Below are 13,315 nucleotides of genomic sequence, written 5' to 3'. Positions count from 1 at the left end.
TATGAATACGTTTTTTTATAGTTTTTTAGTACTACTATGCTTTATCTCTTGTCATAAAGAACAATCAGAAAAGGAAATTGTAGTTGATAAAAATACATTATTTACAAAATTAAGTGCAGAAACTACGCAGGTACATTTTACAAATCAGGTACATAATGAAAAAGACTTTAATATATTTAAATATCGTAATTTTTATAATGGAGGAGGCGTAGCGATAGGAGATATTAATAATGACGGGTTAGCTGATATGTACCTTACAGCAAATAGAGGAGAGAATAAACTATATCTTAATAAAGGAGATTTTAAGTTTGAAGATATTTCTATTTCCTCAAAAACCACGGGAAAGAATTCCTGGTCGACAGGAGTTGCTATGGTAGATATCAATGCAGATGGCTTATTGGATATTTATGTATGTAATGCTGGTAATGTAAAAGGAGATGATCAGAAAAATGAGTTGTTTATTAATAATGGAGATCTCACGTTTACAGAAAAAGCGGCTGCATACAACTTAGCAGATAGTGGTTTCACTACACATGCAGCATTTTTTGATTATGATAGTGATGGCGATCTTGATGTGTATATTCTTAACAATAGTTTTATACCTGTAAGTAGCTTGGGATTTGTAAACAAGCGCACCCTGAGAGCTAAAGATTGGGATATCCCGGAAATTCTGAAAGGAGGAGGAGATAAACTACTCAGGAATGATCAGGGAGTGTTTACGGATGTGAGTGAAGAAGCTGGGATCTTCGGGAGTCTTATAGGGTTTGGATTAGGAGTTACTGTAGGGGATGTTAATAAAGATTTATTACCTGATATATACGTGTCTAATGATTTTTATGAAAGAGATTATCTCTATATTAATCAGGGAGACGGTACTTTTAATGAAGAGATAAAAAAGTGGGTAAAGCACCTTAGTATTTCTTCTATGGGTGCAGATATGGCAGACATTAATAATGATGGATACCCGGAAATTTTTGTCACAGATATGCTTCCTGAAGGAGACCAAAGATTAAAAGAAACCAGTGCTTTTGATAGTTATGATCTGTATACACTGAAGAAAAGCAGAGATTTCTATAACCAGTATATGCAAAACTCACTGCAGCTTAATAATGGCGATAATACATTTTCTGAAATTGCTTTTTATAGTGGAGTGGCAAAAACAGACTGGAGTTGGGGCGCATTATTATTTGATATGGATAATGATGGGTATAGAGATATATTTGTTAGTAACGGGATCTATCACGATCTTACAGACCAGGATTTCATGAATTTTTTTGCCAATGATATTATCCGGAAAATGACAGTAACTGGTAAAAAAGAAGAAGTAGATTCTATTATCAATAAGATGCCATCTACACCAATTTCTAATTATGCTTTTAGGAATAATGGAGATCTTACCTTTTCTGATGCAACAAAAAACTGGGGATTCGAAGAGCCTACATTTTCTAATGGATCTGCCTATGGAGATTTAGATAACGACGGAGATTTAGACCTGATTGTCAATAATTTTAATATGCCAGTAGCGATCTATCAAAATAATAGTGAAAAAGAACAAAATAAATATCTGAAAATTAAAATTACAGGGAGTGACCAAAACACCTTTGGTATTGGGAGTGTAGTTGAAATATATACAGCAAACGAAATAGTAAGACAAGAATTAATGCCTACAAGAGGATTTCAGTCTTCTGTAGCGTATACGATGACAATAGGACTTGGTAAAACCAGTAAAGTGGATTCTTTACAAGTTATCTACCCCAATGGTACATATGAAATTATAAAAAATATCGAGCTGAATACTTTGATAGTATTAGATCAGAAAAAAGCCAGCAATACATATGAAAAACCTTCTGAAGCAAAGAGAACTTTTTTTGAATCCATATCAAGCTCTCTGGAAGCTCATAAAGAAGATTCGTATGTAGATTTTGATTATGAAGGATTGATTTATAAAATGCAATCCAGAGAAGGCCCTGCAGTAGCAGTAGGTGATGTCAATGGGGATGGTAATGATGATGTGTTTATCGGAGGCGCTTATAAACAGACTGGTAAGTTATATACGCAGAATGCATCAGGAAAACTGACAAAAACAACATTCGAGACTGAAGACTTTTTTGAGGACGTTGTTGCTGTTTTAGAAGATATAGATGGAGATACGGATCTTGATTTAATTATTGGTTCCGGAGGAAATTTTAGAGACGCAAAAACAGGTGTCAGAAGCTACATTAATGATGGGGAAGGAAATTTTTCCAGAGGAAATATAATACTTCCTACAAACGCTAATATTGGTGCGTTAACCGCATATGACTATGATCAAGATGGAGATATAGATATATTTTCCGGGAGTCATAGTATTGTTGGAAGATATGGAGTCTCTCCGCAAAGCTACCTCTTAGAAAATGACGGTAAAGGGAATTTTAGGGATGTGACTCAGACCAAAGCTTCTGATGTGAGCAGTATTGGTATGGTTACAGATGCATTATGGCAGGATGTTGATGGCGATAACCAGAAAGATTTGATAGTTGTTGGGGAGTGGATGTCGACAAAAATATTTAAGAATAATGAAGGTAAATTAACACCGCTAAAAACAAATTTAGACACCATTTCGGGATGGTTCAATACGATCGAAGTAGTTGATCTTGATAAAGATGGAGACCAGGATCTGGTTATGGGAAACAGAGGCATAAATTCAATATATGATGTAAGCATAGCACAACCTTCAAAAATGTATATTGCTGATTTTGATCATAATGGAACGATAGAGCAAATTGTTACAAGGACTATCGATGGAAAAGATATTCCTATTCATTTAAAGAATGAAATTACAGGTCAGATAAATTCTCTAAAAAAACAAAACCTTCAGTTTTCTGAATATGCTACCAAATCTATACAAGAACTGTTTCCCAAAGAAGTTTTGGAAAATGCTATAGTAAAAACAGTTACTGATTTTAGAAGTTTAGTAGCGTATAATGATGGAAAAGGAAATTTTGAAATAAAAGAATTACCCAAAGAAGCACAACTATCGTGTATTTGTGATATTGAAACTGAGGATGTCAATAAAGACGGCTTTTTAGATCTAATTGTAGCAGGTAATAATTACGGATTTAAACCACAGTTTTCGAGATTGGATGCCAGTCGTGGGAATGTGTTGTTTGGAGATAGTAAAGGAAATTTTAAAGATCAGAAATATACAGGATTTATAGTCGATGATGAGGTGAAAACAATGCGTTGGCTTAAAAATAAATCAGGAGAAAAATATTTATTAGTTGGTATTAATAATAAAGTACCTGAGATTTTTAGATTGAAAAAATAAATACATTGAAATTTTAGACTGAATCTAAATGCGTAGAGATTACAATAAAGCACATAATTTAGAAGAGTTAGACCTCACCTGTGAGGTCTGCAAACGTTAACCAATGAAGTACAAAACTATAGAAGCGGATCGATATTATCATATTTATAATTCTGGAAATAATAAAGAAAATATTTTTAAAGAAGAACGGAACTATGATTATTTTCTCGAGCTAATAGAAAAATATTTGCTTTCTGTTTGCGAAATTTATGCGTATTGTCTTTTAAAAAATCACTTTCATTTAGTCCTAAAAACGAAGAAAAGTTTAGAAAGTAAAGTTATTTCTCAAAAGTTTTCAAATATGTTTAATATATATTCGAAGTCAATAAATAAAGCATATGATCGGAGTGGGAGTTTATTTAGAGATCGTTTTTCCAGAAAAAGGATTGATACTGAAAAATATTTAATACAGTTGATTATCTATGTTTATCTAAATCCTCAACATCATAAATTTGTTGCCAATTTTAGAAATTATAAACACTCATCTTATCAAAGCTATTTATCAGAAAAACCATCGAAACTAAATAGAGAATTTATTCTCCTGTTATTTGAAGGTAAGTCAAATGTTGAATATGCACACATCAATAAAAAAATAGAAATTGAAGAAAGCTTAACTCTTGAAGAATATTAAAAATAAAACATACAGATTATTTAGACCTCACAGGTCTTTGATACCTGTGAGGTCTAACCTCTCTATCTTGATTTTTAGCTATTTACTATTTCTTGTAATCATTTCCTGCTCAGAAAAGGAAATGCCTCAAGGCGAATTGTTCGAAAAGTTAACTTCAGAGGTGACTAATGTAACTTTTCAAAATACCCTAAATCCTACAGAAGATATAAATATTTTGGATTATTTGTATTTCTATAATGGAGGAGGTGTTGCAGTGGGCGATATTAATAATGATGATTTGGTAGATGTTTTCTTTACATCCAATCAAGGAGATAATAAACTCTATCTGAATAAAGGAAATTTTGAGTTTCACGATATTAGTGAGCAGGCCGGAGTAACAGGAGTATCAGACTGGAATACCGGAGTGGTCATGGCAGATATTAATGGAGATGGGTATCTGGATATTTATGTATGTGCTGTAGTTGGGCTTCAGGGATTAAAAGGTAAAAACGAGTTATTTATAAATAATGGAGATGCTACTTTTACAGAAAGTGCAGCGGCATATGGTTTAGATTTTAAAAATTATACAACTGCTGCAAGTTTTTTTGATTATGATAATGACGGAGACTTAGATATGTATTTATTAAATCATGCCGTACATACGCAGCATTCTTTTGGTAGTGCTCCGCTTCGCACTAAAAGAAATTACAAAAGTGGTGATAAATTATTACGTAATGATGATGCTAGATTTACAGATGTGAGTGTAGAAGCAGGAATTTATGGAGGAGGAAATGGATACGGTCTTGGGGTTGCCACCGCAGATTTTGATAATGATGGATTTACAGATATGTATATAAGTAATGATTTTCATGAAGATGACTATTACTATCTCAATAATGGAAATGGAACATTTCGTGAGGTGTTGAAAGAAAAATTTGGGCATACCAGTCGTTTTTCTATGGGGAGTGATGTCACAGATATCAATCACGATGGGTATACAGATATTCTAACTTTAGATATGACTCCGGAAGATGAAACCGTTTTAAAAGCCTCTGCGGGAGACGAAACCGTGGATATGCTACATATGCGCATCCACCAGTTAGGGTATCACTATCAATATGCACGTAATATGTTACAAATAAATCAGGGAGGTACCTATTTTTCTGAGACGGCTCTACTCAGTGGCATAAGCGCTACAGATTGGAGCTGGTCAGCATTGTTTGGAGATTATAATAATGACGGGGAACAAGATGTTTTTATCTCTAACGGAATTCCCAAACGTCCTAATGATCTCGACTATATCAAATATATTTCTAACGAGAAGATACAGGAAAAATTAAATAGCTCTGAGATAATCGATAATGAAGCTTTGAATATGATGCCCTCCGGAGCGGTGCAAAATTATATTTTCAAAGGTAATAAGCATCTTACTTTTGAAAATAAATCAAAGCGTTGGTTACCATCAGAAAATACAGCTTCTACAGGGAGTGCCTATGCCGATTTTGACAATGATGGAGATCTGGATCTGGTAACAAATAATATAAATGCTCCTGCCGCTTTTTATAGAAATAAAACAAATAATACATCTAATTTTTTAAAGCTCAAGTTTGATTTTAAAGACAAGAATAAATTTGGAATAGGCACAAAAGTGATCTCTTATCATCAAGGGATAGTGCAACATAAGCAACTTTTTGCTACCAAAGGATTTCAGTCATCCTCGGAGCCGGTGATCCATCTTGGCTACGGAAGTATAGCTGTAGTAGATTCACTAAAAATTATTTGGCCTGATCATACCATTCAGGTAGCAGAAAACGTACAAACCAATCAAACCTTAACAATTAAGCTTTTGCATAAGAGAGATAAGGTGGAGTATACAAAGTTGTTTCCCAAACCAAAAGTTTGGTTTAAAAAAATGGATTCAATTCCAGGGTTAAAATATGAACACAAAGAGAATAATTATACTGATTTTAATCGTCAGAAACTAATACCATATCAAATTTCGGATCGTGGTCCGGCAGTAGCCGTTGGTGATATTAACGGAGATGGGAAAGATGATATTTTCTTCGGGAATTCTAAAAATGAGATTTCCGAAATATATTATCAGACTGCAACAGGTTTTGAAGAACAAAAAATGGCTGTTTTAGGAATTGATAGGCAAAAAGAAGATGTCGCTGCGATTATAGAAGATTTTAATAATGATGGGAGAAATGATATCCTGGTAGCTTCTTCTGGAGGAGAGTTTTATGGGAAATCTAAAAAATTGATTGATCGGTTGTATCTAAATTCTGAAGAAGGATTGATGAAGGCTGAATTTCCAGAACTTTTTAATCATGAATCTGTTGTAAGACCCTGCGATATAGACCAAGATGGAGATCTCGATGTATTTGTCGGGAGTTATGCTGTGTCCAATGATTATGGTAAAATCCCTGATTCTTATCTATTGGTTAATGATAAAGGAAATTTTAGCATAAAAGAAAATTCGCAATTATCACAATTGGGAATGGTAACAGATGCTATCTGGAGTGATTTTGATAATGACCAGGTGCCAGATCTTATCGTAATCGGAGAATGGATGGCACCACGTTTTTTCAAAAACTCAAATGGTCGTCTGGTAGAAGTAACTAATACAGTTTTAAACGAAAAAATAAATGGATTATGGCAATCCATTATAGCGTTTGATATAGACAAAGATGGAGATCTTGATTATATACTGGGTAATTTTGGACTGAATTCTAAACTAAACGCTTCCTCTGATTTTCCTGTGAAGTTATATTATGGTGATTTTGATGAGAATCAAAAGACGGAAACTATGTTGGCATTACCCAAAAATGGAAATTATTACACTGCTTTGGGGTTAGATGAATTATCAGGACAGCTAAACTATCTAAAAAAGAAGTTTGGCAGTTATAAAAGTTTTGCTGGTAAAACAATAGAAGAAGTTTTAGGTAAAGAAGCTGTAGCTGCAGCAACAATATTAGAAATTCATCAGCTGGCATCTGGTTATCTGAAAAATGAGGAAGGAATATTTTCCTTCATTCCTTTTGATAATTCGTTGCAGGTTGCTCCAATCACATCGATGGTGAAGTATGATTTTAATAAAGATGGAAAAGAAGAAGTATTCATGGCAGGGAATTACTTTGGTGTCATTCCGTATCACGGAAGGTTTGATGGATTTGGAGGAGCCGTATTGCAGGATGAAAATTCAATCATCGGGGGTGAAGAACTCAATATTAACTTAACTCAAAAATCGGTTAGAGGATTAAATATTATTAATTTTGCAAATAATGATTATTTGCTAATCACAATAAATGATGAAAAAGCAGAAGTTTATGAGTTTTCTGAATAAAAAAAGAAACAATCTCTCTTTGAGTAAGATACCCAAAGGATGGGTTCTGTGTTTATATAGCTGCCTATGGCTGATCATAAATACTTCCTGTCAAAAAGAAGTAAAAGAGATTATAATAACCTCTGATGATTATCACAAGGCGATCGATAAAATTACAGAAGTAATGGTTCATGATATTTTTTCGCCGCCCGTAGCGAGTAGAATTTATAATTATGCCAATATTGCTGCTTATGAGGTAATTCGCCAGGAAGGAAAAGCTTATAAAACCCTTTCTAATCAATTACATGGTCTTACAGCTGTTCCGGTTGTGGATACGACAAAAGGTATTAACTATAAATTATCCGCAATCGTAGCATATCTTGAAGTAGGGAAAGAATTATTGTTTTCTGAAGATAAGGTAGAAGTATATCAAGATAGTATATATAATTCCTGGAAGCTTCGGGATGCAGAGACATTTAGTGATTCTAAAGCCTATGGCGAACAGGTGGCAATCCATATAAAAAACTGGTTTGCCTCTGATAATTATGCACAGACACGTACCATGCCCAAGTTTTCTGTAAATACAGAAGATCCTTCGAGATGGCAACCTACACCACCAGATTATATGGATGGTATTGAGCCTCACTGGAAAGAGATCAGACCTTCTGTTATAGATTCATCCTCTCAGTTTAAACCTGCGAGGTATCCAGATTTTTCTTTAGAAAAAGATAGCCCGTTTTACAAAGAACTGATGGAAACCTATGAAGTAGGAATGAAAATTAAAGAAGAAGGAGAAACCTCAGAAAAACTGGAAATAGCTCAATTTTGGGATTGTAATCCATATGTCTCAACGCATAAAGGGCATCTTATGTTTGCAACAAAAAAAATAACACCAGGTGCGCATTGGATTGGGATTTGTAAAATAGCCTGCAAAAAAACAGATGCAGATTTTGCTAAAACAGTGTTTGCATATACCAAGACATCGATTGCTATCGCAGACGCATTTATCAGTTGTTGGGATGAGAAATATAGAAGTAATCTGATTCGCCCGGAAACTCTGATCAACCAATATATTGATGAAAACTGGACTCCTGTCTTGCAAACACCGCCATTTCCTGAGTATACTAGTGGTCATTCAGTGGTTTCGGGAGCTGCATCTACAGTGTTAACCCATATTTTTGGAGATCATTTTTCTTTTGATGATATTACAGAAATTCCATATGGATTGCCTGTTCGATCTTTTGCATCTTTTAATAAAGCAGCTGATGAGGCTGCTGTGAGTCGATTATATGGTGGGATTCATTATAGAGCAGCCATTGATCTTGGATTAGATCAAGGGCGTGAATTAGGAAATTTTGTAAGTAAAAAATTAAAAATGAATACAGCTGCTATAGAGGTAGCAAGTTCCAAATAACATGAAGAAAATTATTGTAGTAATCCTAGTATCGCTACTGGGAGTATCCGTTTGGTATTTATGGATTAAAAAATACGACTACCAGGTAAGTTTTAAGGTAAATACAGCTCCGGGAAGCTTGTATTATAATACACTGGAAATAGAATCCTGGGGAATTTTTGAAGAAAATGAGCCTGTTTCGATTATAGAAACCACTTTATTAAAAAATATAAGACAAAAAGTGGATAGCCATGAGGATAGCTATATATTGGATTGGCATTTTAAACCAGTTGAAGATACAATCACAAAAATTACAGTTGGTTTTGTTTCTGAACAAAAATCAATAAAAAACAGGTTGAGCGTATTAACAGGTTCTGCGGATTTTGTCAAATTATATAAAAAACAAATGACCGAGTATCGTGCCATGCTTCATGATTTTACTAAAAAATTCAGAATTCACATCCATGGGATCGATGAAGTACCCCCAATTCAATATGCATATTCGTCGGTAAAAACAAAAAGAACGGATAAGGCCAATGAGATGATTAAGATGAATAGAGATCTTTACCCGAAACTTTACAAAATAGATAAAATTAAAAAGTTTTTCCCGCTGATTACTGTAGAACACTGGGATTTTAAATCAGATTCCATTCAATTTAATTATGGATTTCCTGTCACTAATAAAGATTCTTTAGAGGTTTATCCCGATATCAAATATAAAGAAAGAGCTTCTAGAAAAGCATTAAAAGCAACTTATTTCGGAAACTATAGAAATAGTGATCAGGCTTGGTTCTCATTATTAGAATATGCTGATCGCAATAATATTAGTGTAGAGAAAACACCTATTGAGATTTTTTATAATAACCCTATGCATGGAGGAGATGAATTAAAATGGAAAACCGAAATTTTCCTTCCTATTATCAAAAAGTAACACTAATTTTTATTTTAAAATCTCAATGAAAAAGAGCAAGTTTAATAGAACTCATATTGAGTAATACGATTTATAACTAAAAATTTCGCATATTCATCGTTTCTTTTTCCTTTCTACTTCGTTTAAAAAATAAACCGTAGCTATAGCTATGCTTGATTTTTTTGCCTTGCATAAAGAAAAAATAATTCAATGAATTTATACGAATTTTTTAATCACAAATCGTATAATGGATGTATTGACATACAAAATTTACATTTTGTACTCTAATTTTGTTGTTTTTTTAACCGTATGGCTATGCTGAAAAATTTCTACTTCATTATAGGACAAAACCCGAACTTTTCGGTTGAAAACCCCTACTCAAGATGAGTTTATTGAAAATGGTACAAAAAGCTAGTGTTTTTAGAAATCTATTCTAAAAGAGATATTAGGAGTAAAGCCTAATGAAGTTACATCAAAATCAAGTCCTTTAGAGTCATCATTCCTATTTACAAGAGAGCTTCGTCGATCCAGGATGTTTTCTCTGTTATATGCGTTAATAATAGAAAGTGCAATACGTCCTCTCCATTTACTGTCTTTCGCAAGATTAAATCGATAAGAAGTCGAAAAATCCAAACGGTGATAGGGTTCCAGACGTTTACTGTTGACATCTCCAAACAGTAAAACAGTAACCCCTTCTTCATCTACGATAGTACCTTCTACAGGGGTATAAGGTCTGCCTGTTCTGATATTCCAACCAAGTGAGAACTCAAGATTTCCTAAAAGATAGGAATGAATCCAGGATAGATTATGAGTAATATCGAGAAAACCAGGAAAAGGCTTTCTTTGTTTAAAATTATCAAAACGGAATTCCTGGTCGATATATGAATACGTTAACCAGGTACTATAATGATTGATCTTTCTTTTGATCAAAACATCAACTCCAAAAGTACTTGATGTACCAAAACCGGAAATATCGTTATCACCAATAGCATTAGAAATATCATCAATACCTTCCCCTTTTTTATAATATCCTTCTAACTCGATAAGCCAATTTTTTTGATTCCACGTGAAATTGGTACTGATTTGGTCACTGATTATAATGGGTTGTTGATCAAGATCAGATTGTGACCTTAATCTCCAGGTATTAAAATCTACCAAAAATAAACTTGAAAGTGGAACAACTACCTGATCAATTACCTGATGTTTCCGTTCAGCTAAAATATTAGCATTTATATTGTTGGCTAACGAAAATGTAATACCTATCCTTGGTTCAATATAAAAATCATCTATAGTAGAAAAATAATTTCCTTTTACTCCTATATTTAATGATATTTTTTTATTTATCTTAAAAATGTCTTCGATATAAGCTGCCTGTGTAGTATTCTTTCCTTTTTGATTATTTTCAACAAAAGACTCTATGTCTACTATAAAATCATTGACAATATTAGCAAGATTACCTTGTATTCGTACCCGAGAAAAATGATAGCCTATGGCAAGTTGATGTTTTTTGTGGAATTGCCAATTCAGTCGTGTAGAAGCCCCAAAGTCCTGTAGATCATTTTTTAATTTTGTCCGACTAGTCAATTCTAATCCCTCATCAATACTGAATTCCTGAAAAAAATCAGTATACTGTTGATTAACATCTGTATAATAGCTGGAGGCAGTCATAGAAAGGTCTGTTCCCCATTCTTTTACCCAATTAATACCGAATCCAAAGTTTTGATTGTTTAAGGTATTTTGTTCTGTAAACTCGAAAAACGGACTGGACAAGAAATCTCCACTATCAAGATAAAAGTTATTGTCAGAATGATTCTCGTGATAAAATCCACTTATTGATAACTTATTCGTGGAACTAAAATCGGGAATAATCTTAGCGGTATAATCCTGATAACCGATACTATTATCTTCAATAATTATATCATCGGGGATAAATGCTTCCTCTATAGAAAAGCCCGAAAATCGATTATTGAATACTCTCTTATTATAGTTTTCTGTAGTAGGAGTATCAACAATATCTGTAATAGATCTTCTGCCAGAAACAACTAAGCCCACCTTTTTTCCTAGTGGAACTTCTGCATATACATCAGCATGGGTTAGGTTACTACCAATACCAATACCAAAATCTTTAGGGATGCTACTTTTTGATGAGATATCAATGATACCACCAATCCTGCTATCATATTGTAATGGAGAAAATCCGCGAGAAACTTTTACACTTTCTGTAACATAAGGATTAAAAGCAGACAACAAGTTAAAGAAATGCCCAGAATTGTATACTTTGATCCCATCCCATAATATTAGATTCTGATCAGAATTACTACCACGGATAAATAGTTCAGAAGCTTTTTCTGTTGTACTCTCTACTCCAGGAAGAAATTGTACAGATTTTAAGATATCGGGTTCTATCAAACGTGGTAAAAGACTTAATTTATTAGGGTCGAATATGACGGCTCCACTTAGTTTTTCTTTAGAAAATCCCTGAGTTACGTATTCCTGAATTAATACTTCTTCTAATTGCTGATTGTTTTGATACAGATAAATTTTTTTACATTGTTTTTCAGATAACTCGTTTATTAGATACTTTTGAGTATTGTAGCCTAAAAAACGAATATTGACGGTGTCCTGTTGGCTGTTTTTGGAGTGTAAATAAAAATATCCCCTATCATCAGTGGTCACAACAGATCCGTTTGACATTTTTTTAATACTTGCACCTTCTAGTGGAATACCGGTTTCTCCATCAATTAGTATACCACATACTTGATTTTTATTCTGAGTTTTATCTCTTATGATATAGTATCGGTCGTTTATTTTTTCAAAAAATAAAGAGGTCTGAGACTGTATTTTCTGCAAGATATCTTGTAATAGTAATCTTCCGGAAATCTTGATCCTCTTATTCTTCACAATTTCCGAATTAAACGAAAACTTAATTTTATAAACTTCTTCAAGAGAATACAGAATTTTATCTAATTGGTTCTCTATATATTCAGGTGAAAATTTCTCTTGTGAGTGCGTTTTAAAATGACAAAAAAGAATCACTAAAAATATGATGAGTATTGTTTTTCTTTTCACTGAGTTTTAGAGTTTTTCTTATTTAAAGGTAATTTATTTAACGTATTTATTTTCTTTTTCTTTATTCTTTTACAGTATACTTGTATTGGTAATAATTATATTAGAAAAAAGTATTATTAATAGATTTTGATATCATCTATTGGAAGTATCAATGGACTGTGCGAAATTTTGACAAGATTAGCATAGCCAGTATTTTTATGGATAGGAGAATAGTTTAATTTTTTTCAGTTTACTGTATAATGCCTTTTTCTTATGCCTATTCGGATTTGAATTTGATCATAAGAAAATAAAATATTTTTGGACTAGTTTAAAAGGCGTAATTTTATACCAATTCTGATTTTGCTTATGGAAAACCACTACTCAAGATGAATTCATTAAAAGCTTTGCCTCTAATTAGCCTTGCTCGTCTAAAACTTTTTAAGATGAGAGCCTATAGAAAAGTAAGACCTGTATGTTACAAATGAGAGTACCATATTTTGTTTTACACCCAAGTATCGATTTCGGATATTAGAAGGAATATTACATTCATAGTTGCGCATGATTTGCAACTGATTCGTTTTTAGAAAAATAGGGATCAATTTTTTTAACACTTATCCAAGTTTAAAACAGAAACCTTAATGGGAGTCATATTTGGTCAGGAAGCTATGTTGTCCGCACAGCTG

At 33.2% G+C, this 13,315-nt stretch carries 6 protein-coding genes; 5 read left to right on the top strand and 1 reads right to left on the bottom strand.

Going from position 1 to position 13,315, the window contains the following annotated elements; translation table 11 throughout:
• The first annotated feature begins 1 nt into the window (after window position 1).
• From F0000_RS18040 to F0000_RS18020, 5 genes are all read left to right on the top strand, one after another.
• Entirely contained in the window at window positions 2-3,307 is a 3,306-nt protein-coding gene (locus F0000_RS18040) for a VCBS repeat-containing protein (RefSeq protein WP_149626127.1), read from the top strand.
• 103 nt (window positions 3,308-3,410) lie between these two features.
• Window positions 3,411-3,977 (top strand): transposase, encoded by a 567-nt coding sequence (locus tag F0000_RS18035; RefSeq protein WP_149626126.1) that lies wholly within the window; start codon window positions 3,411-3,413, stop codon window positions 3,975-3,977.
• A complete protein-coding gene (locus tag F0000_RS18030; protein ID WP_368668116.1) occupies window positions 3,964-7,302 on the top strand; it encodes an FG-GAP-like repeat-containing protein in 3,339 nt (1,112 codons plus the stop codon). Before F0000_RS18035 ends, F0000_RS18030 begins: the two co-directional genes overlap by 14 nt.
• Window positions 7,268-8,695 carry a vanadium-dependent haloperoxidase gene (locus F0000_RS18025; RefSeq protein ID WP_255452793.1) on the top strand — a complete coding sequence of 476 codons (1,428 nt, stop codon included), beginning with the start codon at window positions 7,268-7,270 and terminating at the stop codon, window positions 8,693-8,695. Before F0000_RS18030 ends, F0000_RS18025 begins: the two co-directional genes overlap by 35 nt.
• Window position 8,696: 1 nt before the next feature.
• Window positions 8,697-9,605 (top strand): GyrI-like domain-containing protein, encoded by a 909-nt coding sequence (locus F0000_RS18020; RefSeq protein WP_149626125.1) that lies wholly within the window; start codon window positions 8,697-8,699, stop codon window positions 9,603-9,605.
• A 399-nt stretch (window positions 9,606-10,004) separates the two neighbouring features.
• Here F0000_RS18020 and F0000_RS18015 read toward each other — a convergent pair whose 3' ends face one another.
• Window positions 10,005-12,485 (bottom strand): TonB-dependent receptor, encoded by a 2,481-nt coding sequence (locus tag F0000_RS18015; protein WP_188112182.1) that lies wholly within the window; start codon window positions 12,483-12,485, stop codon window positions 10,005-10,007.
• Window positions 12,486-13,315: the final 830 nt, after the last annotated feature.

It is taken from the genome of Aquimarina sp. RZ0 (assembly GCF_008370685.1).
Taxonomy (GTDB): Bacteria; Bacteroidota; Bacteroidia; order Flavobacteriales; family Flavobacteriaceae; genus Aquimarina.
The sequence above is the reverse complement of the archived record's forward strand: the minus strand, read 5'-3'. Positions and strand labels throughout refer to the sequence as shown.

Bases quoted from the DNA above. Each gene is read 5' to 3' on its own strand.
- F0000_RS18040 (WP_149626127.1), top strand. From the start codon at position 2: ATGAATACGTTTTTTTATAGTTTTTTAGTACTACTATGCTTTATCTCT.
- F0000_RS18035 (WP_149626126.1), top strand. From the start codon at position 3,411: ATGAAGTACAAAACTATAGAAGCGGATCGATATTATCATATTTATAAT.
- F0000_RS18025 (WP_255452793.1), top strand. From the start codon at position 7,268: ATGAAAAAGCAGAAGTTTATGAGTTTTCTGAATAAAAAAAGAAACAAT.
- F0000_RS18020 (WP_149626125.1), top strand. From the start codon at position 8,697: ATGAAGAAAATTATTGTAGTAATCCTAGTATCGCTACTGGGAGTATCC.